This window comes from uncultured Aliiroseovarius sp. (assembly GCF_947497285.1).
Lineage (GTDB): Bacteria > Pseudomonadota > Alphaproteobacteria > Rhodobacterales > Rhodobacteraceae > Aliiroseovarius.
The window spans coordinates 25,119-50,048 of the sequence record NZ_CANMFT010000005.1 but is presented as its reverse complement, the minus strand read 5'-3'; the positions used below and the strand labels follow the sequence as shown (position 1 = coordinate 50,048).

Below are 24,930 nucleotides of genomic sequence, written 5' to 3'. Positions count from 1 at the left end.
ATTGACCAAACGTTCCTAGTTTGTCCCTGACGGGAAAAGCGGGCGCCTTAGCGGTGGCCAACACAGCAAGGGAACATAATATGGCTGCCAAATGGGATCAGTCCTCTGCGAAAAGACACCTGCGGGCACTTTTAACGGCCCCGCATCTGGCCGCGTTCTTACCGGCCGTGATGTTTGGTGCCTATTGGTATGGTGGCGAAAACCTGATGCTTCTAATCGCCATCCTGTTTCCCGGGTTGCTGGCGCTTGCAGGCTCGCTGACGCGCACACCGCCAGTTGACGCGCGGGCAAGTGATGCCATTACCGGGCTGCCCATGAAGGGCAAGCTTCTTGAATATCTTGATCGCGGTTTCACGTCGGATGCCGAGTTCGAAAAATCCTGCCTTCTGCTTGAGGTCGACGACCTTTCCGACCTGGCGCAGCAAATGGGGCACGCCGCGCGCGATCTGGTTCTGGAAACTTTGGCTGACCGCATACGGTCTGCATTGCGGCGCGACGACCTTGTTTGCTTTCTTGGCGATGGCACCTTCGGTATTGCCATCGATAAACACCAGCGCGCTGATCTGGAAGCCACCCTTCAGCTTGCCGGACGGCTGCAAACTGCTGTCAGCGACCCGATTATGGTTGATAACGCGCGCGTCCATCTTTCGGCATGCATTGGGTTTGTGCTTCCCTCGCGAGCGCCTGAGGCGACGGGCGAGGCGCTCTTTGCCGCCGCTCAGGGTGCCCTGATTGCAGCTCAGGCTGCCGGCCCGGGTAGCATTCGCGCCTTTTCCAACGGAATGCCAGGCCGATCTGCGCGGTCTGACCACACAAATGCCGACCTTGTCCAGGCGCTGGATTCGGGTCAGATCCGCCCATGGTTTCAACCCCAGATCAGCACCGATACCGGTCAACTTACCGGGGTTGAGGCGTTGGCACGCTGGCAGCACCCCAGCCTCGGCCTAATTGCCCCGGGCGCATTCCTGCCCGCCCTCGCCAAGGCTGGCTTGCTGGAGCGGCTTGGCGAAGTCATGCTTTTTGGCGCTCTCAAAGCGCTACAGGATTGGGACAAGCGTGAACTAGGGGTCCCGTCGGTTGCCTTGAACCTGTCTACGGACGAGTTGAACAATCCGAAACTATTTGAAAAAATTCGTTGGGAACTGGATCGGTTCGAAATGCCCGCAAACCGTCTGACTTGCGAAATACTTGAAAACGTCATCGCTGACGGTGACGACGAAGTCGTGACCCACAATATTGCGTCGCTCAGACGCTTGGGCTGCAACATCGACCTGGATGACTTCGGAACCGGTCATGCATCGATTGCGAACATTCGCCGTTTCGACATCAACCGGATCAAGATAGACCGCTCGTTTGTCACCCATGTAGATACTGACAGGGACCAACAAAGCATGGTCGCAGCGGTGCTGACCATGGCAGAGCAACTTGGTGTTGGCACGGTCGCCGAAGGCGTCGAAAGCCATGGCGAACATGCAATTCTGGCGCAGCTTGGTTGCGATCATGTTCAGGGATTTTCCATTGCCAAGCCAATGCCAGCCGAAAGCCTTGCCAGTTGGATTGAAAGCCACCAGACTCAAACTCCTGCTATTTCGTCCCTTCCTCGGCGGGCATAGCACTTCGTTCAGCCCAATGTTTCATAGCCGCGACGCTTAAAACTGCTTGACCTTTCGCCCCCTGCCCTGTTGAACCAGCCTGACCGAAATCTACAGTGGTGGGCCCAATGGACGACCAGAACAAGAACCTGATCCTCGCAACAGTGTTGAGCTTCCTTGTCATCACTGGCTGGATGATCTTGTTCCCACCTGCGGAACCCGTTGGCGAAACGGGTGCAGCGGTGACGGAACAGGCCGCGGGCCAAGGTCAACTGGCGCCAGCGGCACCAGTGCCGCCAAGCGCCGCAACCACCACCGACGTGACGCAACAACAAGCAAATGTCGGCCGGATCAAAATTGACACACCCGAGCTTTCTGGGTCGATTTCACTGCTTGGTGGCCGTCTGGATGATCTGAAACTCAAAGACTATCATGTCGAGCTCTCGAAGGAGAGCGACATCGTGACACTGTTGCGCCCAACCGGCGAACCCGAGGCATATTACGCCCTTTACGGTTGGACTCCCGGCGGCCAGACGGCGCTTGAAGATGTGCCCGGGCCCTCGACCATATGGACCGTAGAAAAGGGCGTAAAACTGACGCCCGAAACGCCCGTCACACTGCGCTGGGACAACAACAGTGGGCTTATCTTCCGGCGCTCCATCTCGGTTGATGAGAATTTCATGTTTACCATCAATCAGTCGGTTGAAAACGCCAGCGACAAAACGCATCGCATGGCACCCTATGGTGTTCTGGCCCGTCACGGTGAACCCACGACTCTGAAAGGGTTCTTCATTCTGCACGAAGGCGTGGTGCGCCAGGTCGATGCCGAATTGGAGGAAACTGATTATTCTGACCTCACCGATCTGTCTTATGACGAACGCGAAGGCGCGCGCGCAAGCGTGAGCCAGGTCGAGGAAAACGGCTGGATCGGTTTCACAGATCACTATTGGATGACGACCCTGATCCCTGAACCGGGCCAAGCGTTCACCTCGGTCGTTCGCTATGCTGACAATGCTGACATCTACCAGACCCAAATCCGGATGCCCACGCAAGACGTTGCGCCGGGTGCGTCGGCCAGCGTTGAAACACGATTGTTTGCCGGCGCCAAAGAATGGGAAACCATCCGCGCTTACCAAAACGATGAAGGAATCTATCGCTTCATCGACTCGATCGACTGGGGCTGGTTCTTCTTCCTGACGAAGCCGATTTTCGCCGTGCTGCACTGGCTGAATGGTGTCATCGGCAATATGGGCTGGGCCATCATCGGCCTCACCTTGGTGATCAAGGCGGTTCTATTCCCGCTCGCCTACAAATCCTATGTCTCTATGGCGAAGATGAAAGAGCTTCAGCCCGAGATGGAAAAGATCAAGGAACGCGCAGGCGACGATCGCGCGAAAGTTCAGCAGGAAATGATGGAGCTTTACAAGAGCGAGAAAGTTAACCCCGCCTCTGGTTGTCTTCCGATCCTGCTGCAAATCCCGATCTTCTTTTCGCTCTACAAGGTGATCTTCGTGACGCTGGAACTGCGTCACGCGCATTGGATCGGCTGGATCAACGACCTTTCGGCGCCCGACCCCAGCTCGATCCTGAACTTGTTCGGCCTGCTGCCCTACGCCCCTCCGGGTCCGGAAAGCCTGCTTGCGATCCTGTCGCTCGGCGTCTTGCCGATTATTCTTGGTATCTCGATGTGGCTACAGCAGAAGCTGAACCCGGCACCCACCGATGCGACACAAGCGATGATCTTCGCGTGGATGCCGTGGGTGTTCATGTTCATGTTGGGTCAATTTGCCTCGGGCCTTGTAGTTTACTGGATTGCGAACAACACGATCACGTTCATTCAGCAATACACAATCATGCGCAGCCATGGGCACAAGCCTGACGTGTTGGGCAATGTGTTGAAGACCTTCAAGCGCAAGTCGAAGGACGCGAGTTAATGGCGCACGTCGCCGAAATATGGCGACATCCGATCAAGTCGCATGGGCGTGAAGCGCTTTTGCAGGTCATGCTGAAAGTGGGTGAATGCCTGCCCCATGATCGCCAATGGGCGGTGGCGCATGAAGCTGCGAAGCTGGTTGAAACTGGCGAATGGGCGCCATGTTCGAATTTCTCACGCGGGGCGAAGGCCCCATTGCTGATGGCGTTGTCTGCAAGTTTTGACGCGACCAGCAACACGATCACGCTGACGCATCCGCTCCAGCCCGGCCTTACCTTCAATCCCGACCGCCCTGACGACAACGCGCGGTTCATCGAGTGGGTCACCCCCCTTTGCCCGCCAGAACGCGCAGCGCCTGTGCAGCTTGTAGCGGCTGATCGCGGGATGACGGACACAGATTTCCCCTCGATCTCGTTGATCAATCTGACCTCGCATAAAGCGGTCGAGGCGCATCTGAACCAAGAACTTTCACCGCAACGCTGGCGCGGAAACCTGTTGCTGGCCGGACTTGCGGCCTGGGATGAAAAAAGCTGGGGGGGCAAACATATTCAGGTGGGCGAAGCGGAGCTGGAGGTCCGCGAAGAGATTACACGTTGCCTTGCCACCACAGCCAATACGCGCTCGGGCGAGCGTGACGCAGATACATTGGGGGCGCTGAAGCAAGGCTGGGGTCATCAGGAGTTCGGCGTCTACGGCTACGTCGTAAGACCCGGTATCGTCCATGTCGACAGTCCGGTGCAGGTGATCGCATGAGCCAGTTGCCCTTCCCCTTGGCAGAAGACCCGGACGCACCGGAACGTGAAGCGGGCCGCCTGCTATTTGCCGCTAACACTGACTTTCTGAAAGGTGTTGTGGCGATGGACGGACTACCCGACCCAGACCGGATCGAGGTATGCTTCGCCGGGCGATCGAATGTTGGGAAGTCTAGCCTGATCAACGCCCTGACGGGCCGTAAGGGACTCGCACGCGCGTCAAACACGCCGGGCCGGACGCAAGAGATTAACTTCTTCACGACGACCAACGGCCCCTATCTGGTGGACCTTCCCGGCTATGGTTATGCCAACGCACCGGTAAAGGTGGTCGAGAAATGGCAGCGGCTGCTTAAATCTTACCTCTCGGGGCGTCAAAACCTGCGCCGCGCCTTCGTTTTGATCGACGCCCGCCACGGCGTGAAACCTGTGGACGACGAGATCATGTCGCTTTTGGACAAATCCGCTGTGACATTTCAGGCGGTTCTGACAAAGGCTGATAAGGTCAAGGAAAAAGACCGCGAGAAGATGCTGACGCAAGTGCGAAGCGCACTGTCCAAACACCCGGCGGCCTTTCCGGAAATGGTGCTGACATCCTCGGAAAAAGGCCTGGGCATCGAGACATTGCGCGCCATCATCGCGTCGCTGGACTAACCAAACGCGGGCCTACACGTGCTGGGCGCCATTCACCTCGATCTCGGTTCCCGAGATATACGAGCTGTCATCCGAACACAGGAAATAGATCGCGGCGGCGACTTCCTCGGGCTGACCGAGGCGGCGCATTGGCAGTTTCTCGACAATTTTTTCGGTTCCCGGCGACAAGATCGAGGTTTCGACCTCTCCGGGCGCAATCGCATTGACCCGAACACCCAGCGGCCCGAAATCATGCGCCATTTCACGGGTCAGCGCGGCAAGCGCCGCTTTTGAGGTCGCATAGGCCGCGCCAGCAAATGGGTGGACGCGCACGCCTGCGATTGACGTCACATTCACCACAGCCCCTTTGGCCGCCGCCAGTTCGTCTTTCAACCCCCGCGCCAGAACCACGGATGCAAAGAAGTTTACATGGAACACCTTGCCCCAATCCATCAGGTCAGTGTTCAGCGTGCTCAGCCGCTCTCCATTCGGCCCCTTCGGAGAAATACCGGCGTTGTTGACCAGCGCATCGAGGCGTCCATCCAGTTTATCTTGAATGACCCCAACAGCATTAATCGTATCTGTGGGGTCGGACAGGTCCACTTGCACGTGATCTTCACCAGCTCCGCCCCAGGGACATTCTTCAGGGATCGCGTGGCGCGAACAGGTGATGACCCGCCAGCCTTCAAGATTGAACCGGCGCACGGTTGCATGGCCGATACCGCGGCTTGCACCAGTCAGAAGAAGGGTCTTTTGTCGCTCGGCCATGATCACCATTCCTGTCGGTTGGGTTCGCCGCAACCCTAGCAGCACGCGGGCCGGGCGCAATGCCCCTTGGCAGCGGGTTGCCGACGCTCTAACACGGGGTGGCACGAGGAATAAAAGATGAAGACGCAAGAAATGAACCGCGACTGGATCGCCACCGCCCGCACTCTTTCCCAAGCCCTGCCCTATTTGCAGCGCTATGCCGGGGCCACTGTTGTCATCAAGTTTGGCGGCAATGCCATGGGCGATGACGAGGCGATGGCGAGCTTTGCGCGCGACATTGTCCTGATGCGTCAGGTGGGCGTGATGCCTGTGGTCGTGCATGGCGGCGGGCCGATGATCAACTCCATGCTGGATCGGTTGCAGATCAAAAGCGAGTTTGTGAACGGCAAGCGCGTGACAGACGCCGCCACCGTGGAAGTGGTCGAAATGGTGCTGTCGGGCAGCGTCAACAAGCGGATCGTGCAGGCGATCAACGCAGAAGGCGGCAAAGCCGTCGGGCTTTCGGGCAAGGACGCGAACCTTGTGATATGCGACCAGACCAACCCCGATCTGGGCTTTGTAGGCACGCCGGTCGATGTGGACGTGTCCGTTCTGCACGATCTGGCCACCACTGAAACCATACCTGTCATCGCCCCATTGGGGGCGGGCCGCAACGGTGAGACGTTCAACATCAACGGTGACACGATGGCCGGGGCAATCGCGGCTGGCCTGAAGGCGGACCGCTTGTTGCTTTTGACTGATGTCGAGGGCGTCAAGAACGCGGACGGAGAGGTTCTGACCGAACTGACGCCCACGCAAATTCGAGAGATGACGGCCGCGGGCGTGATTGCTGGGGGGATGATCCCCAAAACCGAAACCGCGCTTGCTGCGATTGACGGCGGCGTGCGGGCGGTGGTCATCCTTGATGGACGCGCGCCCAATGCCTGCCTGCTGGAACTTTACACCGATCACGGTGCAGGGTCGTTGATCCGCGCCTAGACGTCGCGGCACAATTCGTCGCGGGAATGTGTCTTGCGCTTGGGTGGGTAGTCCATAAATACGCTGTATGGAATATGAACTCATCCTTCGCCTTGGCACGTTTCTTGGCCTATTCGCGCTTTTCGCAACTGTCGAGGCCAAAGTGCCGCGACGGCCGCGCACCCAACCAAGGCAGACGCGTTGGTTCACCAATTTGTCGATCATTGTTGTCGACACCCTGACCCTGCGCTTGATGAATGTTCTTCTGCCCTTGTTGGCCGTCGGTGCAGCTTTGGATGCTGCCGCCCAAGGCTGGGGGCTGTTCAACATGATCACGCTGTCCGTCTGGGTCGAGGTCATCGCCGCCATGGTGATCCTTGATCTTGCCATCTGGGCGCAGCACCTCGTCTTTCACAAAGTGCCTGTCTTGTGGCGCCTGCACCGCGTGCATCACGCCGACCGCGATTTCGACGTGACCACCGCGCTTAGGTTTCACCCGGTCGAGATTGCGGCCTCGATGATCATCAAGATCGGGGTTGTCTATCTGATCGGCGCACCCGCGCTTGGCGTGATCTTGTTTGAGGTCGTGTTGAACGGCTCGGCCATGTTCAACCACGCCAATATGCGTCTGCCGCTGGGTCTGGACCGCTGGCTAAGGCTGATCCTCGTCACCCCCGACATGCACCGCGTGCACCATTCCGTTCACCGGGACGAAACGGACAGCAACTATGGCTTCTGTCTGTCGATCTGGGATCGTATATTCAAGACATACACGGATCAGCCCCGCGACGGGCATGACGACATGGTGATCGGGCTGCAATGGCAAGACGACAATCCATCAAAACTGGGCTGGAGCCTGATGCTGCCGTTTCGCCGGAAATGACGCTGGAGCGGCTGGCGCGGAATGCGCGTGCCGTGCAGTTGGACGTGTTCGGCGTGTTGCATGATGGGCCGGATACGGTGGTTCTGTTGGGCCCGTATGAGCCCGGTTTCTGGACGACCTTCACCGCAAGCCCTGAATACGCCGATCAAGTCGCAGACCCGATGGATCGTTGGTCCAAACGCACGATCGGGGACTTGGCAAACCGCTGGCGCGGGACTGCGGTCTTTCCATCCGATGGTCCGCCCTATCCACCGTTTTTCGACTGGGCGTTGCGATCTGGTCGGGCGTGGCAATCCCCCGTGGCGCTATTGGTTCATGATACGGCGGGGCTGTGGGTCAGCTATCGCGGCGCGGTAAGGGTGCCGGGCCATCTGACCTTGCCAGACGCGGTGGCACGCCCCTGCGACGGGTGCGCTGCCCCGTGCCGCACTGCTTGCCCGGTGGATGCGCTAGGGGCGGCAGACTACGAAGTTTCGGCCTGCATCACCCATCTGAACGGGCCCGACAGCGTTGATTGCATGGGGGAAGGATGCGCGGTTCGCCGCTCTTGCCCTGTCAGTCGGTCTTATGGCAGGTTGGCCGCTCAGTCTGCCTTCCATATGAAAGCATTTAACCCGACATGACACTGACACTGATCCTGACCCGACATGCGAAATCCAGCTGGGGCGATGCTGATCTGGAAGATCACGCCCGCCCGCTGAACAAGCGGGGACGCGCATCGGCCAAGGCGATCGGGCGTTGGCTGGTCAGCAAGGCGCTTTTCCCGGACACCGTTCTGTGTTCCGACGCCGAACGCACGCGCGAAACATGGGCGTTGATCGCTGACAAGTTCGTTGGTGCGCCGAAGGCTACGTATCTTCGCGAGCTTTATTTGGCTGACCCGGACACGATGCTGGCGGCACTCAAGAAAGCACAAAGCGAAACGGCGATGATGATTGCCCATAATCCGGGCTCGGCATATATGGCGCGTCGGCTCGCCTCCGAGCCTTTTGCCCACCCGAAATTCTTTCACTATCCGACCGCCGCGACAGCCGTAATCGAGTTTGACGTGGACAAATGGGAAGACGTGGATTGGGGCACAGGCCGGGTGGTCGACTTCGTTGTGCCGCGTGAATTGATTTAGCGACGACCCACACAGGCACGGCCCAACAGCGGGCAAAGAAAAAGCCCTGCCGGATGATGGCAGGGCTTTCGTTTTTCTGACTTATCAAGGCTCAGAGGATCTGGCTCAGGAACAGTTTGGTGCGTTCGTTCTGTGGGTTGTTGAAGAACTCTTCCGGTTCGTTCTGTTCCACGATCTGACCCGCATCCATGAAGATCACGCGGTTGGCGACTTCCTTGGCGAAGCCCATTTCGTGGGTGACGCACAGCATGGTCATGCCTTCTTCGGCAAGCTCGACCATGGTTTCAAGCACTTCCTTGATCATCTCGGGGTCAAGTGCTGAGGTGGGTTCGTCAAACAGCATGATACGCGGCATCATGCACAGCGAGCGGGCGATGGCCACACGCTGCTGCTGCCCCCCCGACAACATGCCGGGATATTTCAGCGCCTGTTCCGGGATCTTCACCTTCTCAAGAAAATGCATCGCAATTTCTTCCGCCTCTTTGCGGGGCGTCTTGCGCACCCAGATCGGCGCCAGCGTGCAGTTTTCCAGAATGGTCAGGTGCGGGAAAAGGTTGAAGTGCTGAAACACCATCCCCACTTCCGAACGCACCTTATCCACGTTCTTCAAGTCCGAGGTCAGCTCGGTTCCATCGACGATGATCTGCCCTTCCTGGTGCTCCTCCAACCGGTTGATGCAGCGGATCAGCGTCGATTTACCAGACCCTGATGGCCCCGCGATGACGATCCGTTCGCCTTGATAGACTTTCAGGTCGATGTCACGCAGCACGTGAAAGGCACCATACCACTTGTTCATGCCACGGATTTCGATGGCAACTTCGTCCGAGACTTCCATCTTGGAACGGTCGGCGTGGGTTTCGAGAGTAATAGACGACATAGGTCGCTCCTTTAACTATGGTCCGTGCGAAGTCGACGTTCGAGATACATCGAATAACGCGACATCGAGAAACAGAAGACGAAGAACATGAAGGCGATGAAGCCGTAAAGCTCCCACACCACCCCGTTCCAGTCCTGGTCTGCACGGATAGCATTTGACAGTCCCAACGGATCAAGCAGGCCGATGATCGACACCAGCACCGTGTCTTTGAACACGCCGATAAACGTCGACACGATCCCGGGGATCGAGATCTTCAGGGCTTGCGGCATGATGATCAGACGCTGGGCTTTCCAGTAGTCCAGCCCAAGCGCATCCGCGGCCTCGTATTGGCCTTTGGGAAGGGCCGCAAGCCCGCCCCGGACGACCTCGGCCATATAGGCTGCGGCGAACAGGGTCACCATGATCAGCACCCGTAGGATGATGTCAAAATTGGTGCCGGGTGGCAGGAAGATGTTCAAAAGCGTGGACGCCACGAACAGAAGCGTGATCAGCGGCACACCGCGAATGAACTCGATAAAGCCCACGCATAGCGCCTTGACGATCAACAGATCGGATTGACGCCCCAAGGCCAGAACGACGCCAATGGGCAACGAACAGGCAATGGCCACGACGCCGATGGTGATCGACAGCATGAAGCCCCCGAAATTTCGGCTTTCGACAGCCTCAAGCCCGATGGGGATGATGCTTTGCATAATGCTGGCAAAGCCACCTGTCAGAAACAGCCACCAGACCAGCGCTGCCAACACTGCGATGATCAACCCTGCAAGACTGCCAACGATAGGCGCAAGGAAGCGGTAGGCGAAGTAACCAACCACAAAACCCAGCGCGGCACCGACGGGCAACCAGATCGACCCACCCCACAGCAACCAAGGCGCGATGAAGGGGTAGATCGCCGAGAAGATGAAGGGGTTGGGCAGACGCTTGGCCCCTGATGCGATTTCGGCGGCACGATCCTCTTTCGACGTGGTGAAGGCCTTGAAGCCAACAAAGCCAGCCGCGCCAAGAAGCACCAGACCCGCGATGATACCCAATGCACCACCAAGATAGAGCCCCGCCAGACCAAGCACTACCAGCAGCAACACCCAGTTCATCCGACGCGATATCATGTTGAACAGCACCGGGATCAGCGCCACGAACAAAAGCCCAAAGCCGACGATCGGGCGCCAACGCTCTGCTTCTGGATAGAAGCCGAACAATAGCTGCACCCAGCGTTCACGGATTACGCCCCAGCAGGCAGCACCATGACCGCCATCAGCGCCAAAAATCTCGCGACATTCATTCAGCGAACCGCTGTTCCAGGTCGGCGCGAAAATCCAAGGCAGAAGTGCGGACAGAATGTACCACAGGAAAATGAGCGACAGGATGGTCAGGATCGAGTTGCCAACTCCATTGAACAGATTGGCGCGGATCCAGCCGACAAACCCAATCTGCGATGCAGGTGGAGCGCGTTCAGGCAACATTTCAGAGCGAACGTAGGACATATCAGACATATCAGCGCTCCTTCAGCTTCACGGATTCATTGTACCAGTTCATCACCGCCGAAATCGTCAGCGAGATGGTCAGGTAGACCAGCATCAGCAACAAAACCGTTTCAAGCTCGCGGCCTGTCTGGTTCATCGTGATGCCACCCAAAGTGCCCGTGATGTCCATGTAACCCACGGCAATCGCCAGCGAGCTGTTCTTGGTGAGGTTCAGGTAATTCGAAATGAGCGGCGGGATGATCACCCGCAGCGCTTGGGGCAGAACCACAAGGCTCATAGTGCGGTTCGGACGCATGCCCAAGGCACTGGCGGCTTCGGTCTGTCCTTTTGACACGGCCAGAATACCAGACCGCACGATTTCGGCGATGAAGGCCCCGGTGTAAAGCGACAGCGCCAGCCAAAGCGCAATAAGCGAGTTGCGCAGGTGCGTGCCGCCTTTGAAGTTGAAGCCCTTCAGCTCGGGATAGCCGAGGTAGAACCCCAAAACGGCCAGAACCAAAATGAACGGAACAACAATGGCGCCAAGGCGCAAGTGCCATGTGCGCGGGCGCTCACCCGTTGCCTCTTGAATAACATCGGCGCGACGTTTGATCAGCACTGAGGTCAGAATGCCCGCGATCAAAACCGCCAGAAGCGCCAGCAAGTCAAGGCTGACATCAAATCGCAGGGCAGAGGAGCCCAGAACGTGGATATCACCCAAGCTGCGCGAGAAAAGCGGCTCGGGGATATAAACACCCCGGTTCGTAATGGCCACAGTGTCCCACAGGGACATGCTGGCCTCGCCTTTGCGGAACGCGCTTGGTTGCGGCAGTGTTTCGATCAGCACCGCCATTATGAACACGATCCACAACAGAACCGGGACATTGCGGAAGCCTTCCACATACACAGCGGACAGGCGCGCGACGATCCAGTTTGGCGACAAGCGCAAAACGCCAATGATCACGCCGATGACTGTTGCAGCAATGCAGCCCATGGCTGCCACAAGAAGCGTGTTCAGAAGCCCCATAAGGGACGCGCGCAAGTGCGAATCCTGCGAATTGTAGTCGAGCAAGCGCTGATTGATGTCATAGCCCGAGGGTTCAAGCATAAAGCTGAAGCCGGGCTCTTTCCCAAGATCTGCAAGGTTTTGTGCTGTGTTGGACAGCAGCCAGCCGATCAGCATCAGAAAGCCAATCAACGCGACAATCTGAATGGTCATCGAGCGGTACCGGCTGTCATACAAAAGCATGGATAGCCGGAACTGGCCCTGATGAGGGTCGGTTGTAGTTGTCATAGAAGACGTCCCCGTTGCCCTTGGCTATTTTTATAAGACGGCGGCTTTTGCCGCGGTGCCAAGGTGCGTTCAGTTAGAAAGGAAAAGGGCGTGGATGAACCACGCCCTTCCCAATTGGTTTTACCGGAACGGCGGCGAGTAGATCAGACCGCCATCTGTCCACTGAGCGTTCAGGCCACGGGCCAGAGCGATCGGTGTGCTTTCGCCGATGTTCTTGGCGAAGACTTCACCGTAGTTACCGCCCGCCATGATGGCGCGCTTCGCCCAGTCAGCGTCAAGGCCGAGCATTTCGCCCAAGTTGCCTTCGGTGCCGAGGATCCGGTTGATTTCCGGGTTGTCGCCTGCAGCCGCCGACAGTTCGCCGATATTGGCCGAGGTGATGCCCATCTCTTCAGCCGAGATCAGCGCGTTCAGCGTCCAGCGAACGATGTCGCCCCACTCGTTGTCGCCGTGACGGACCAGCGGGCCCAGCGGCTCTTTCGAGATGATTTCAGGCAGAACGACGTGGTCCGACGGGTTTTCGAAGGTGGCGCGCGTTGCGGCCAGACCCGAAGCGTCGGTGGTGTAGGCGTCGCATGCACCAGCAAGATACTGCTGCTGACCTTCAGCGTTGGTTTCGATCGGCACGGGTTCGTAGCTGATGTTGTTTGCGCGGAAGAAGTCCGCCAGGTTCAGCTCGGTGGTGGTGCCGGTCTGGATGCAGACGGTTGCGCCGTCCAGATCCTTGGCCGAGCTTACGCCCATCTCTTTCGAGACAAGGAAGCCCTGGCCGTCATAGTAGTTCACGCCAATGAAGTCGAACTTCAGGTCGACATCGCGCGACAGCGTCCAAGTGGTGTTACGAGCCAGCATGTCAACCTCGCCCGAAGCAAGGGCGGTGAAGCGCGTTTTGCCGGTGGTCGGCACAAACTCGACTGCGTTGGCGTCGCCAAGCACTGCAGCTGCGACTGCGCGGCAAAAGTCAACGTCGAAACCTTCCCATTTGCCGTTTGCGTCCGGCGCGGCGAAGCCGACAAGACCGGTGGTCACACCGCAGTTCAGCTTGCCACGCGCCTTGACATCATCAAGGGTCGCCGCAGCCGATGCGCCAGCTGCCAAGCCAGCGACAGTCAGTGCGCCAAGAAAAACGGTTCTTTTCATGTTTACCTCTTCCTGAATATTTTACCCGCAGTTTCGGGTCATTAAGCAGCCGTTGTGACTGCGGTCATGTTTGCGAAAGGAAAGACCCCTCTCAACATGGGAAAGAGTTTGAAAGATTTGATTTGTTTTCGTCAAGGGTAACATCATCAATTGAGATGATTAACCTAAGGGAAAGATACAATGTTAGCCTAACCTAAGGTATTGGTTGCGTTATGTTTCGCGGCTACAGGCCCGAAAAAACCAAGCGGCGTTCACAAAGTCGGCACGTTTCTTTTCAGAAAGCGCAGATGCCTCTTCGTCGCTTCCCCACTGTTCTTCTTGCCAAGCCTCATCCAGCCGAGCGATCTTCCATGCGTGTTCTACGGGCAGATATTCGTCCACAACGGCCAGTGCCAGCACCAGCGAACCAGAAATCGCCACGAGATCGTGGAAAGCCGCGAGTTCAAAATTCGTCAGTCTGTGGACACGATCTTTCAAAGGCACCAATGCACTCGCAGATTGGGGCTGGTGCATCACGCCCGCAACGGGCACCAGATGCGCACTCAATGCCTGTTTTGCCCAGTCAAGAACCGGATCCCATTGATCTGCCTGACGCTGCACAAGCTCTGCCGGCGAAGTCGCGCGATAGCACAGCAAATCACTGTCGCCATAGGCGGCCAGCATTTCGGCCACGTCCTTGAATTGAACCGCCACCTTGTCGATCGCCGAATTTGCCGTGCGAGTCACGGGCATCATCGCCGGGTCGATGATTTCGACCTGCGCGTCCCATTCGTTTGCAATCGCTTGGGCTAAGGTATGGGTTGGCACGACAAGCGGGGCTTTGGCCGGCGTTTTGACAGAACGACCGTCAAGTTCGACGGAATAACCCCCATCGACCTTGATGGTGTCTGCGTGGTTCCAAAACCGTTTCGCTGTCCAAACGCTCATCCCTGCCCCCAAAGCTGTGCCAGCGCAGCCGGCAGTTCGTCAAACGCCTCGATCAACAGATCGGCGCCAGCGGCCAAAAGCCCTTCACGCGGGTGATAGCCCCATGTCACACCAATCGTGCGAAAACCTGCGGCGTGTCCCATCTCGATATCGAAGCTCGTGTCGCCGATCATCACGGCCTGAACCGCCTCGGCGCCCGTTTCCTTCAGCGCAGCATGAAGCATGGACGGATGAGGTTTCGAAGGATGGTCGTCGGCTGTTTGGCTGGTCATGAAGAAGTGGCGCAAATCGTGCGCGTCATAGGCGTGGTCAAGCCCGCGCCGCGCCTTGCCAGTTGCGACGCCAAGCAGCACCTCATCCTGCGCGTGAAGCTGTTCCAGTGCAGCACGCGCACCGGGGTATAGTGGGGCGGCAGCCTCGCCCCCTTTTTCGGCGCGCAATTTGATGAACATGTCCTTGTATCGCTGAGCGGCGATTGCCACGTCGGCCTTCGACATCGCAGGTACAAGTCGCCCGATGGCTTGATCAAGCGACAAACCCACGATTGCCAGCACCTCGGCCCGCGTAGGCAGGGGCACTCCCATTTCGCCAAAGGCACGGTTCATTGCCTCGACGATGAAGTCCTGACTGTCGATCAGGGTGCCGTCTACGTCGAACACCACAAGACGCAAGGGCGTTTCCGTCATTCCAGATCCTCAAATGGATCGGCAGGCACATCACCGTCTTGCCAGCCCATGTAGTCCCACGTGCGCTGCATGTGATCGGGCAGCGGCGCGGTGATGGTCACGGGCTTGCCTGTGGCCGGATGGGTAAAGCTGATCGAGCGTGCATGAAGGTGCAGCTTCTTCGACAGCTCGCCACCCAGTTGGGCACCCCACCCATCACCAAGGTTTTCCTGACTGGACCCACCATATTTTCCGTCACCCGCGATCGGGTGACCCAGTTCAGCCATATGGGCGCGCAATTGGTGGGTTCGCCCAGTGACAGGCACCAGCGCCACCCATGCAGCGCGGCTGGCGAGCGTCGTCAACACGGCGTAATCCGTGGTTGCGCGCTTTGCACCGGGGGTTTCATCGACATGGCGCGGATGCACGCAGATCATCTTTTCAGCCTCGCCCTTGCCGCCATGACCCGGCGCCTTGACCAGCCCCCAGCGCAGCGTTCCCCAACGCGGTTGCGGCACACCGGCAACAAGCGCCCAATAGATCTTGCGGGTGTCGCGTGCACGAAAGGCTTGCGTCAGCTCTCCGGCCATTTTCTGTGTGCGGGCCAGAAGCAGTACGCCCGACGTGTCTTTGTCGAGCCGGTGCACAAGACGTGGCTTGTCCTCGCGGCCAAATTTCAGCGCCTCGGCCAGCCCGTCTACGTGGCGGGTCTGCTTGCTGCCACCCTGACTGGGCAGGCCGGGCGGTTTGTTCAGCGCGATGATATGCTCGTCACGATACAGAACGCAGCTTTGGATAAGTTTCGCATCGGCGTCCGACACACGGGGTTGCGGCTTGGGCCGGTCTCGATCTTCTCCGGCATCCGGCAGGGGCGGCAAGCGCACCTCAGTCCCCGGTCCAACCCGCGACGACGGTTTGACCTTGGCACCATCAACCCGGATTTCGCCCTTGCGACATGCCTTCTCAATTCGCCCCTGCCCGACATGTGGGAAGTTGCGCCGCACCCAGCGGTCAAGCCGCTGTTCGGCTTCATCTTCGGCGACCGTGATCGTTTGAACACCGCTCATGCCAGTACCATTCGGGCCACGAATAGCCCGCCCAAAAACCCAAGAAGAGACAGCACCACCGAGCCGACCACATAACCGCTTGCCGTTCCGATCTGGCCACGTTCAAACAACGTGACCGCGTCCAGCGAAAAAGCAGAAAAGGTGGTGAAGCCGCCAAGCACCCCGGTCATCAGGAATGGCGCCGCAGCTTGTCCCCCCTTACGCGCCAAGACCACAACCAGAACACCCATCAGGATCGAGCCAAGCACATTCACAACCATCGTTCCCGCAGGAAAGCCATGCCCCAGCGCCCGCGTCACCGCGTTTCCGGTCAAATACCGGGCCGAAGCGCCAATCGCGCCACCAAGAGCGACTTGAAGAAGGGGTGTCATCATGGGGCTTAACTCGGATGCACGGGGCCGGTTGTCAAGCATTGCGTCTGTTTTTGGCTAGGCCTCAGGGTGGTCCTCGCGCACTTCTTTCCAGCCGGTGATCATAGGGCGGACCAGATCCTCGCCTTTCCAAAAGCGGTAATACAGAATTGCGCCAAGATGCAGGACCACAAGGGCCAACAGGAGCTTGGAAGAAAGCCGGTGCGTGTTTGCCGCCCAGCGCGCGGTGTCAAAATCCACCCAACCGGCAAGCGGTCCGGCATTCACGAAATCATCGGGATCAGCAAACAGCCCCGTCCCCACTTGCAGCGCCAAAACCGCCAGCATCGCAAAGACCGATAAGGCGCCAACCGGGTTATGTCCCGGCCAATGGCTTGGCACGCGTTTTGTCATGCGTTTGACATAGGCCCATGTGGCGCGTGGCCCGTAGATGAACGACCGAAAGCGGATCGGCTTAGGCCCCCGAAAGCCCCAATAGAGCCGCAGAGCCAACAAGCCAGCGACGGTGTAGCCCATGTAATAATGCAAGGACAGAACCGTCGGGCCAAACCGACCCAGGGACCAACCCGTCACGACAGCAATGACCAGCGACCAGTGAAACAGGCGTGTGACCGGGTCCCATATCCGTTTTTTAGGTGCGCTATGTTCCATCGTGGCTCTTTCTTTCCATTTGGCTTGCCGCCTTGCGCCCGCACTTATTCGCTGCGCTTCGCCCTCAGGCGCGCAAAATAATCGACGCGCTTCTTCAATTCCCGCTCGAACCCGCGCTCAACCGGTAGGTAATAGACACCGCGCTTCATCCCGTCGGGAAAGTAGTTCTGGCCGGAAAATCCGTCCGGCGCATCGTGATCATAGGCATAGCCTTCGCCAAAGCCCTGATCCTTCATCAACTGGGTTGGCGCGTTCAGGATGTGACTGGGCGGCGGCTCTGATCCGGTTTTTTTCGCCGCTGACATTGCCGATTTGTAAGCGGCATAGGCAGCGTTCGATTTCGGTGCCAATGCCAGATAGGCGACGGCCTGTGCCAGTGCCAACTCTCCTTCAGGGCTGCCAAGACGTTCGTAGGTTTCCCATGCATCAAGACACACGCGATGGGCTTGAAGGTCTGCCAGCCCGATATCTTCGACCGCCATCCGCGTGATGCGCCGCGCCAAATAGCGGGGGTCTTCGCCCCCGGTCAGCATCCGCGCCAACCAGTAAAGCGCCGCATCCGGGTCCGAGCCGCGCACAGATTTGTGCAGGGCCGATATCAGGTTGAAATGCTCATCCCCGGACTTGTCATAGATGGCCGCGCGGCGCATCAGCCGGGACGACAGCCCTGCGACATCCAGCTTTTCGTCAACATTCCAGGCTGCCACTTGTTCGACCAGGTTCAAAAGGGCCCGACCGTCTCCGTCCGCCATTTCAAGCAAGGCTTCGCGCGCCTCGCCTGTCAGCGGTAGCGCCTGCCCCAATTCCTGCTCTGCCCGCTGAACCAGACGTTCAAGATCCGCGAGCGTCAAACGCTTCAACACCAAGACCTGCGCGCGCGACAAGACAGCCGCGTTCAGCTCGAACGATGGGTTTTCAGTCGTGGCGCCGACCAGAAGGATGGTGCCATCCTCCATATGCGGCAGAAACCCATCTTGCTGCGCCTTGTTAAAACGATGGATTTCGTCAACGAACAACAGCGTGCCCTGCCCGTTGGACCGGCGGTGACGGGCTGCTTCGAAAACCTTGCGCAGCTCGGGCACACCGGTGAAAATCGCGCTGATCTGGATGAAATGCAGATCGGTTTCGCGCGCGAGCAGGCGCGCTATCGTCGTTTTGCCAACCCCCGGCGGACCCCAAAGAATCAATGACCCAAGGCTGCCTGACGCCAACATGGTGCCCAACGGCGCATCCGGCCCCAAAACTTGCTCCTGCCCGATCACGTCACCCAACGACTGAGGGCGCAATCGATCCGCAAGCGGCCGCGGGGCGGGTTTGCCGCCCTCACGTTGCGTGTCATTTTCCGTGGTATCGAACAGATCTGCCATAGAGCAAATCTAAGGGGCCGCGCCACCGGTTGAAAGATGTAATGATGCGGTTTGGCTGCGTTAGAGCAGATTGTATTCCTGCGCGCGCTGAATGGCTTCGGCGGTCGTGCGCACAAACAGCCGCTCGCGCGCGCTGCGCAACCGCGCTTTGAATGCGCTTTCCGATATGCCAAGCAACGCGGCCGCTTCAGCGTGGCGGCTGCCCTTGGCGATCAGCCGCAACGCCATGCGCTGTGCCGCTGTCAGTTGCTCGGGCGGCGTGGATCTATCATGTAGGTCACAAACGATTTGGTGGATCGTAGCGATCTCTGCGTCGGAAAATTCCCGATCTTCGCGCGCAAAACCACAAATGGTGCGCGACGAGGTGGGGCCGTGTGCCACCGCTATACCGTATTTCAAGCCAAAGTTGGCCGCTTGCGCCAAAATCCCATGAGGGTCGGGCAGGTCAAGTTCGCTCCACCGGATGGTGCCGGCATTGCCAAACCCCCAGAAAACCATTGGATCCGCAAGCATATAGCCCTTTTCGGTGTAAATCTGGCTCCAACGCGGGTCGTAGGTTTGGATCATGATATGCGCCGAGGCATAGCGAATATGCAGCCCCAGAGCATAGCCCTTTGGCGCCAAGTCGGACAACTTGGCCAACCCCTGATCCAGTCCAAAATGTTCTTCCATTGATGGTTCGATCCCCAAACCCCTGCACCTATCCTTTTAGACAGTGGGGGCAAAGTCAAACAACCATTAATTGTATTTTAACGCCTTTTTGGCCTCATCGCTCGAAAAGGCGTCGAATTCAACGCGCGCGCGATGCCGCCCCTTTGCAACGAAAAACCCCGCGCCAACAAGAGCGCGGGGTTCAAGAAAACCGAACAAATCGGCGAAGTGCTTAAGCGTTTTCCGCTTCTTCCTCTGCCTCAAGGCGGGCACGATCAGCAGCGCCTTTGGCGTCGGCATCGCGGTCAACGAATTCGATGATCGCCATCGGCGCCATGTCGCCATAACGGAAGCCAGCTTTCAGAACGCGAACATAACCACCTTGGCGCTCAGCGAAGCGCGGGCCCAGAACGTCGAACAATTTGGCGACGTGCTGGTCTTGCTTCAGACGCGACGCAGCCTGACGACGGGCGTGAACGTCACCGCGTTTGGCCAGCGTGATCATTTTTTCAATGATCGGGCGCAGTTCTTTTGCTTTCGGCAGGGTCGTTTTGATCTGTTCGTGTTCGATCAGCGAACCAGCCATATTTGCGAACATCGCTTTGCGGTGTTCATGTGTGCGATTCAGGCGGCGGTAACCACGAGCGTGACGCATTTTCTTAATCCTTCTTTGGTGCTCTTGAACGAGCGGTGCTTTGTCTGAGAACCGATGCGTGTCGGTCCCTCTCCTTGGGGCAGGATCGCCCAGATGTTCCCCGCCAAGTGCGGGCATGTGGGGGGCCAGAAACCCGGCCCCCGTCGATGATCAGAACTGATCTTCGAATTTCTTAGCAAGCTCTTCGATGTTCTCAGGCGGCCATTCTTCGACATCCATGCCGAGGTGCAGACCCATGCCCGAAAGCACTTCCTTGATCTCGTTCAGCGACTTGCGGCCGAAGTTCGGGGTGCGAAGCATCTCGGCTTCGGTTTTCTGGATCAAATCGCCAATATACACGATGTTGTCGTTCTTCAGGCAGTTTGCCGAACGCACAGACAGTTCCAGCTCGTCCACTTTCTTCAGCAGAAGCGGGTTGAACTCGAGCCCATCGTCTTCGTCCTGACGACCAGCCGCTTCCGGCTCGTCGAAGTTCACGAAGATCGACAGTTGGTCCTGAACGATGCGCGCGGCAAAAGCCACGGCGTCTTCCGGGGTGACCGACCCATCTGTCTCCAGCTTCAGCGTCAGCTTGTCATAGTCCAGAACCTGACCTTCACGGGTCGGTTGAACGTCATAGCTGACCTTCTTGACCGGCGAATAGATCGCATCGACCGGGATCAGGCCAATCGGCGCATCTTCCGGCTTGTTCTTGTCCGACGCAACATAGCCCTTACCGGTGTTAACGGTCAGTTCCATGAACAGGTCGGCGCCATCGTCGAGGTGACAGATCACGTGATCTTTATTCAGAATCTCAATGCCAGCGGTTTCCGAGATGTCACCAGCGGTAACAACCATCGGACCTTTGGCTGAAATCGACAGGCGCTTGGGCCCTTCGACTTCCATGTTGATCGCGACACCTTTGAGGTTCAGAACGATGTCGGTCACGTCTTCACGCACGCCGGCAACCGAGCTAAACTCGTGCAGCACGTTGTCGATCTGCACCGACGTTACGGCCGCACCTTGCAGGCTGCTCATCAGCACGCGGCGCAGGGCGTTACCCAAGGTCAGACCAAAGCCACGCTCCAGCGGCTCGGCTACAACAGTTGCCTGCCGTGCGGGATCATTGCCCGGCTTAATGTCCAGCTGTGTCGGCTTGATCAATTCAGCCCAATTTTTATGGATCATGCGTCCCTCCATACCAGTCCTGTCCCCATGTCCAAAGGGCAGGACGCCCGAGGTTAAAATGACGGAAAACCGGGCGGCGACTATCGCAGCCCGGTGAAAACTTGATTATACGCGGCGGCGCTTCGGCGGGCGGCAGCCGTTGTGGGCAATCGGGGTCACATCACGGATCGAAGTGATGTTGAAGCCGACAGCAGCCAAAGCACGCAGAGCCGATTCACGGCCCGAACCGGGGCCTTGCACTTCGACTTCCAGCGTCTTGACGCCGTGTTCCTGGGCCTTCTTGCCAGCATCTTCTGCCGCCATCTGAGCCGCATAAGGGGTCGATTTGCGCGAACCCTTGAAGCCCATGGTGCCAGCCGATGACCAGGCAATTGCGTTGCCTTGCACGTCCGAGATCAGGATCTTTGTGTTGTTGAACGAAGAGTTCACATGAGCAACGCCAGAGGCAATGTTCTTACGCTCTTTACGCTTGGTACGAGTCTTTTCGCGAGCCATTGGTCAAACCCTCCCTTATTTCTTCTTACCGGCAATAGCCTTTGCGGGGCCTTTGCGGGTACGAGCGTTGGTGTGAGTACGCTGACCGCGCACAGGGAGGTTGCGGCGATGACGCAGGCCGCGATAGCAACCAAGATCCATCAAACGCTTGATGTTCATCTGCGTTTCACGACGCAGGTCGCCTTCGACGGAATAGGTCGCGTCAATGTGCTCGCGAATGGCAAGGACTTCCGCGTCCGACAGTTCGTTGACACGACGGGTTTCGTCGATCTTGACTGCTTCGCAAATGGCTTTGGCCGAAGTATGACCAATTCCGGTGATATATGTCAGGGCGATCGGGACCCGTTTGTGGGTCGGGATGTTTACGCCGGCGATACGTGCCACGTGTCACTTTCCTTTTCGTTGCGGTTCCGTAGCTCCGGAACCTTTTTTCACAACGGAAGCCCGCCGGATTTTTCCTGCGGGCCGCGCTGAATTTCTGGTCTGGCGGCCTAGGGGAGCGACCCCCGAACACACGCCGATTCCCATTAGGGATGGGGTGACTTAGATGGGAATGCCTTGGGCGTCAACCCGTCATGTCCTTCGGGCCGGGGATTCCGGCATCCATCCCAAAAAAAGAACAAGCGCCGCTTGAAACTTGCGGCGCTTGGGTTGTTCTTGGTCGGAAAAGATCAGGCGTCCAGAACGCCCGCGATTTCGGCCTTCACCTCGTCAATCTCGCCCAGCCCATTCACCGACTGCAAGTCGCCCTTGGCATGGTAATACCCAATCAACGGCGAGGTCTTCTTGTAGTATTCCATCAGGCGCGTGCGCAGGCTTTCTTCGTTGTCGTCTGCGCGGCGCTTGAAATCAGTTCCACCGCAGTTCGCGCATTTGCCATCTGCCGGGATTGGCTTTGAGATATCGTTATATCCCTCACCGCAAGTGCCGCAGGTCGACCGGGCCGTGATCCGCGATACCAACGCGTCATCATCGACGCGCATTTCGACCACCGCATCTAGCTTGGCTCCATGCTTTTTCAGCAATGCGCCCAACGCATCCGCTTGGGCCAATGTGCGCGGGAAGCCGTCAAAGATGAAACCGCCCGCTTGGTCACCTTCCAGCTTCTCGTCGATCAGGCCGATGACGATCTCGTCTGTGACAAGCTCGCCCGCATCCATGATCGCGGCAACCTTCTTGCCCATCTCGGTGCCCGAGTCTTTCGCCTCACGCAACATGTCGCCGGTCGACAGTTGGATCATGCCACGCTCATCAACCAGGATACGGGCTTGCGTGCCTTTGCCGGCACCGGGCGGTCCAAGCAGAATGATGTTCATCGACGCGACGGAGCCTTCTTCGAGCGTTTCTTGCCGCGAAGCTGCGACTTCTCGATCAGGCCCTCATACTGGTGCGCCAGCAGATGCGACTGAACCTGTTGGATCGTGTCCATCGTCACCGACACCACGATCAGCACCGAGGTGCCGCCGAAGTAGAACGGGATTGCCAATTGGCTGCGCAGAATTTCCGGCAGAAGACAAACAGCGGCCAGATAGCCCGACCCCAGAACCAGCAGTCGTGTCACGACATAGTCCAGATACTCGGCAGTCTTTTTGCCGGGGCGAATACCGGGCACGAAACCGTTTTGGTTCTTCAGATTGTCGGCGACCTCGTCCGTCTTGAATGCGACTTCCTTGGTGTAGAAGAACGTGAAAAACACGATCATCGCCGTGAAGAACAGCAGATACAGCGGTTGGCCGGGACCGAAATAGGCAAGGACGGTCGACATGACCGGGCCTGCCTGACCGGACGAAAAGGTCGAGATCGTGGTCGGCAGCAGCAACAACGCCGAGGCGAAGATCGCAGGGATAACCCCTGCCGGGTTCACCTTGATCGGCAAGTGGCTGGAGCCACCGTCATAGACCTTCATGCCGACCTGACGGCGCGGATATTGAATGTGGATCTTGCGCAGCGCGCGTTCCATGAACACCACGAATGCAATCACCGCAACGATCATTACCATGACGCCAATGATCACCGCGGGGCTGATGGCGCCTGAGCGGCCCGAAGCCAGGAATTGGCCCAAAGCGGCCGGGATCTCGGCGACGATGCCGACGAAGATGATCAGGGAAATACCGTTGCCGATACCGCGCGCCGTGATCTGCTCGCCGAGCCACATCAGGAACATGGTGCCGCCCACAAGGGTGATCACGCAAGCTGCGATGAAGAACATGCCGGGGTCGGTGACCAGATCACCAGCCTGAAGGCTATTTGCCAAAGCAAATGCCTGCCCGGTCGCCAACAGCACAGTGCCATAGCGGGTGTATTGGTTGATCTTCTTGCGGCCCTGCTCGCCTTCTTTCTTCAGCTGCTTCAGCGGTTCCCACATGGAACTGAGAAGCTGCACGATGATCGAGGCCGAGATGTAGGGCATGATGCCAAGGGCAAACACACCCATACGGCTCAGCGCGCCACCGGTGAACATACCAAGCACGCCAGCGATGCCGGACTGGGCTTGCTCCATGAATTCCCGCAGGGCTGCTCCGTCGATCCCCGGAATGGGGATATACGTGCCGATACGATAGATGATCAGAAGCCCGATCGTGAAGAAAATCCGCTGTCGAAGCTCGGTCGCCTTACCAAAGGCGCCCCAGCTCATGTTTGCGGCCATTTGTTCTGCTGCAGATGCCATAAGGCCCCCTAGATCCAAGTAAAACGCCGCCGGACCGTTCCCGGCTCCGGCGGCGCTTGAAAACATAGCAAGATATGTAAGGGGCAGCGACGCCCCTCACAAGGTCTTATTCAGCTGCAGCCGGAGCAGCGACGGTCAATTTACCGCCAGCTTTTTCGACAGCTTCAACAGCCGATTTCGACGCGCCGGTTACGGTGATGGTGGCTTTGGCGGTCAAGTCGCCCTTCGCCAGCACGCGAACACCGTCCAGCTTGCGGCGCACCAGACCCGAAGCAACCAATGTGTCTTCGGTGATGTCTTTGGCGTCCAGCTTTTTCTCGTCGATGAATTTCTGGATCAGACCCAGGTTGATCACAGCGAACTTCTTGCGGTTCGGCTTGTTAAATCCACGCTTGGGCAGACGTTGATAGAGCGGCATTTGGCCGCCTTCGTAGCCTTTGATGGCCACACCCGAACGGGATTTCTGACCTTTGATACCGCGGCCACCCATTTTACCGGTGCCGGAGCCCGGACCACGGCCAACGCGTTTGCGGGGTTTGGTTGCGCCGGGATTGTCGCGCAGTTCGTTCAGTTTCATGTCGCTTCTCCTTGCCGGAACTGACCCATGAAGCGTAGGGGGCCAAACACGGCTTTTCTTGGTTTTGATTCTGTGACGCAACACGCCACCGGGGGCGTATAGACCCAAGTAGACCGCCACGCAAGCCTTGCATCGGCAAGATCGCCTGCCAATGGAGCGGAAGGATTAGGAGGGCGTTCATGTTGGTCGCCCAGAAAAACAAGTGGCGTGCTGGCGAACACAATGGAGCGGGCCGGCCTGATCAACACCCGCGATTGGGA

Annotated in this window: 27 protein-coding genes; 8 read left to right on the top strand and 19 right to left on the bottom strand. The window is 58.1% G+C overall.

Features of this window, described 5'->3' with window-relative positions; genetic code table 11:
* Window positions 1–80: 80 nt before the first annotated feature.
* The 4 genes from Q0864_RS10405 (at window position 81) to yihA (ending at window position 4,928) form a co-directional block, all read left to right on the top strand.
* Window positions 81–1,613: a bifunctional diguanylate cyclase/phosphodiesterase gene (locus Q0864_RS10405; RefSeq protein ID WP_298568977.1), complete on the top strand. Its 1,533-nt coding sequence runs from the start codon at window positions 81–83 to the stop codon at window positions 1,611–1,613.
* Window positions 1,614–1,720: 107 nt separating this feature from the next.
* Window positions 1,721–3,526, top strand: a complete 1,806-nt coding sequence (yidC, locus tag Q0864_RS10400) for a membrane protein insertase YidC (protein WP_298568975.1) — start codon at window positions 1,721–1,723, stop codon at window positions 3,524–3,526.
* Window positions 3,526–4,278: an MOSC domain-containing protein gene (locus tag Q0864_RS10395; RefSeq protein ID WP_298568973.1), complete on the top strand. Its 753-nt coding sequence runs from the start codon at window positions 3,526–3,528 to the stop codon at window positions 4,276–4,278. Before yidC ends, Q0864_RS10395 begins: the two co-directional genes overlap by 1 nt.
* The gene (gene yihA, locus Q0864_RS10390; protein ID WP_298568971.1) at window positions 4,275–4,928 is read left to right on the top strand and encodes a ribosome biogenesis GTP-binding protein YihA/YsxC; all 654 of its coding nucleotides are present in this window, start codon (window positions 4,275–4,277) and stop codon (window positions 4,926–4,928) included. Before Q0864_RS10395 ends, yihA begins: the two co-directional genes overlap by 4 nt.
* A 12-nt stretch (window positions 4,929–4,940) precedes the next feature.
* On the opposite strand, the gene Q0864_RS10385 is transcribed toward yihA, so the two are convergent.
* Window positions 4,941–5,684, bottom strand: coding sequence for an SDR family oxidoreductase (locus Q0864_RS10385; protein ID WP_298569485.1), 744 nt, complete (start codon window positions 5,682–5,684; stop codon window positions 4,941–4,943).
* Window positions 5,685–5,792: 108 nt separating this feature from the next.
* Between Q0864_RS10385 and argB the strand changes: the two genes are divergently transcribed.
* The 4 genes from argB (at window position 5,793) to Q0864_RS10365 (ending at window position 8,638) form a co-directional block, all read left to right on the top strand.
* Window positions 5,793–6,653 (top strand): acetylglutamate kinase, encoded by an 861-nt coding sequence (argB, locus tag Q0864_RS10380; RefSeq protein WP_298568969.1) that lies wholly within the window; start codon window positions 5,793–5,795, stop codon window positions 6,651–6,653.
* 67 nt (window positions 6,654–6,720) lie between these two features.
* The gene (locus Q0864_RS10375) at window positions 6,721–7,515 is read left to right on the top strand and encodes a sterol desaturase family protein (protein ID WP_298568967.1); all 795 of its coding nucleotides are present in this window, start codon (window positions 6,721–6,723) and stop codon (window positions 7,513–7,515) included.
* Window positions 7,452–8,138, top strand: a complete 687-nt coding sequence (locus tag Q0864_RS10370) for a ferredoxin (protein ID WP_298568965.1) — start codon at window positions 7,452–7,454, stop codon at window positions 8,136–8,138. Before Q0864_RS10375 ends, Q0864_RS10370 begins: the two co-directional genes overlap by 64 nt.
* Window positions 8,135–8,638, top strand: a complete 504-nt coding sequence (locus Q0864_RS10365) for a histidine phosphatase family protein (protein ID WP_298568963.1) — start codon at window positions 8,135–8,137, stop codon at window positions 8,636–8,638. The genes Q0864_RS10370 and Q0864_RS10365 overlap by 4 nt, the downstream gene beginning before the upstream one ends.
* Before the next feature lie 91 nt (window positions 8,639–8,729).
* Here the strand turns inward: Q0864_RS10365 and Q0864_RS10360 are convergent, their stop codons facing one another.
* The 18 genes from Q0864_RS10360 to rplO all read right to left on the bottom strand — a co-directional run bounded on the left by Q0864_RS10360 (window position 8,730) and on the right by rplO (window position 24,670).
* Complete coding sequence (locus Q0864_RS10360) at window positions 8,730–9,515, bottom strand: amino acid ABC transporter ATP-binding protein (RefSeq protein WP_298568961.1); 786 nt, start codon at window positions 9,513–9,515, stop codon at window positions 8,730–8,732.
* 11 nt (window positions 9,516–9,526) lie between these two features.
* A complete protein-coding gene (locus Q0864_RS10355) occupies window positions 9,527–11,005 on the bottom strand; it encodes an amino acid ABC transporter permease (RefSeq protein ID WP_298568959.1) in 1,479 nt (492 codons plus the stop codon).
* A 1-nt stretch (window position 11,006) separates the two neighbouring features.
* The gene (locus Q0864_RS10350; protein WP_298568957.1) at window positions 11,007–12,269 is read right to left on the bottom strand and encodes an ABC transporter permease subunit; all 1,263 of its coding nucleotides are present in this window, start codon (window positions 12,267–12,269) and stop codon (window positions 11,007–11,009) included.
* Window positions 12,270–12,389: 120 nt separating this feature from the next.
* The gene (locus Q0864_RS10345; RefSeq protein ID WP_298568956.1) at window positions 12,390–13,409 is read right to left on the bottom strand and encodes an amino acid ABC transporter substrate-binding protein; all 1,020 of its coding nucleotides are present in this window, start codon (window positions 13,407–13,409) and stop codon (window positions 12,390–12,392) included.
* Window positions 13,410–13,619: 210 nt separating this feature from the next.
* A complete protein-coding gene (locus Q0864_RS10340; protein ID WP_298568955.1) occupies window positions 13,620–14,336 on the bottom strand; it encodes an ATP12 family protein in 717 nt (238 codons plus the stop codon).
* Window positions 14,333–15,022: an HAD-IA family hydrolase gene (locus tag Q0864_RS10335; protein WP_298568953.1), complete on the bottom strand. Its 690-nt coding sequence runs from the start codon at window positions 15,020–15,022 to the stop codon at window positions 14,333–14,335. Before Q0864_RS10335 ends, Q0864_RS10340 begins: the two co-directional genes overlap by 4 nt.
* A complete protein-coding gene (locus tag Q0864_RS10330; RefSeq protein ID WP_298568952.1) occupies window positions 15,019–16,068 on the bottom strand; it encodes an RluA family pseudouridine synthase in 1,050 nt (349 codons plus the stop codon). The genes Q0864_RS10335 and Q0864_RS10330 overlap by 4 nt, the downstream gene beginning before the upstream one ends.
* Window positions 16,065–16,442 (bottom strand): fluoride efflux transporter CrcB, encoded by a 378-nt coding sequence (gene crcB, locus Q0864_RS10325; protein WP_298568951.1) that lies wholly within the window; start codon window positions 16,440–16,442, stop codon window positions 16,065–16,067. Before crcB ends, Q0864_RS10330 begins: the two co-directional genes overlap by 4 nt.
* 54 nt (window positions 16,443–16,496) lie before the next feature.
* On the bottom strand, window positions 16,497–17,090 hold the full coding sequence (locus Q0864_RS10320) for a cytochrome b/b6 domain-containing protein (RefSeq protein ID WP_298568949.1): 594 nt from the start codon (window positions 17,088–17,090) through the stop codon (window positions 16,497–16,499).
* A gap of 44 nt (window positions 17,091–17,134) precedes the next feature.
* A complete protein-coding gene (locus Q0864_RS10315) occupies window positions 17,135–18,457 on the bottom strand; it encodes a replication-associated recombination protein A (RefSeq protein WP_298568947.1) in 1,323 nt (440 codons plus the stop codon).
* 60 nt (window positions 18,458–18,517) lie between these two features.
* Window positions 18,518–19,129: an autoinducer binding domain-containing protein gene (locus Q0864_RS10310; RefSeq protein WP_298568945.1), complete on the bottom strand. Its 612-nt coding sequence runs from the start codon at window positions 19,127–19,129 to the stop codon at window positions 18,518–18,520.
* 211 nt (window positions 19,130–19,340) lie between these two features.
* Complete coding sequence (rplQ, locus tag Q0864_RS10305) at window positions 19,341–19,763, bottom strand: 50S ribosomal protein L17 (protein ID WP_298568943.1); 423 nt, start codon at window positions 19,761–19,763, stop codon at window positions 19,341–19,343.
* A gap of 150 nt (window positions 19,764–19,913) precedes the next feature.
* Window positions 19,914–20,930 (bottom strand): DNA-directed RNA polymerase subunit alpha, encoded by a 1,017-nt coding sequence (locus Q0864_RS10300; protein WP_298568941.1) that lies wholly within the window; start codon window positions 20,928–20,930, stop codon window positions 19,914–19,916.
* 105 nt (window positions 20,931–21,035) lie between these two features.
* Window positions 21,036–21,425 (bottom strand): 30S ribosomal protein S11, encoded by a 390-nt coding sequence (rpsK, locus tag Q0864_RS10295; protein ID WP_298568939.1) that lies wholly within the window; start codon window positions 21,423–21,425, stop codon window positions 21,036–21,038.
* A 15-nt stretch (window positions 21,426–21,440) separates the two neighbouring features.
* On the bottom strand, window positions 21,441–21,809 hold the full coding sequence (rpsM, locus tag Q0864_RS10290; protein WP_298568936.1) for a 30S ribosomal protein S13: 369 nt from the start codon (window positions 21,807–21,809) through the stop codon (window positions 21,441–21,443).
* 287 nt (window positions 21,810–22,096) lie between these two features.
* On the bottom strand, window positions 22,097–22,741 hold the full coding sequence (locus Q0864_RS10285) for an adenylate kinase (protein WP_298568934.1): 645 nt from the start codon (window positions 22,739–22,741) through the stop codon (window positions 22,097–22,099).
* The gene (gene secY / locus Q0864_RS10280; protein ID WP_298568932.1) at window positions 22,738–24,093 is read right to left on the bottom strand and encodes a preprotein translocase subunit SecY; all 1,356 of its coding nucleotides are present in this window, start codon (window positions 24,091–24,093) and stop codon (window positions 22,738–22,740) included. The genes Q0864_RS10285 and secY overlap by 4 nt, the downstream gene beginning before the upstream one ends.
* 106 nt (window positions 24,094–24,199) lie before the next feature.
* Window positions 24,200–24,670, bottom strand: coding sequence for a 50S ribosomal protein L15 (gene rplO, locus Q0864_RS10275; RefSeq protein ID WP_298568930.1), 471 nt, complete (start codon window positions 24,668–24,670; stop codon window positions 24,200–24,202).
* Between the last annotated feature and the right edge of the window lie 260 nt (window positions 24,671–24,930).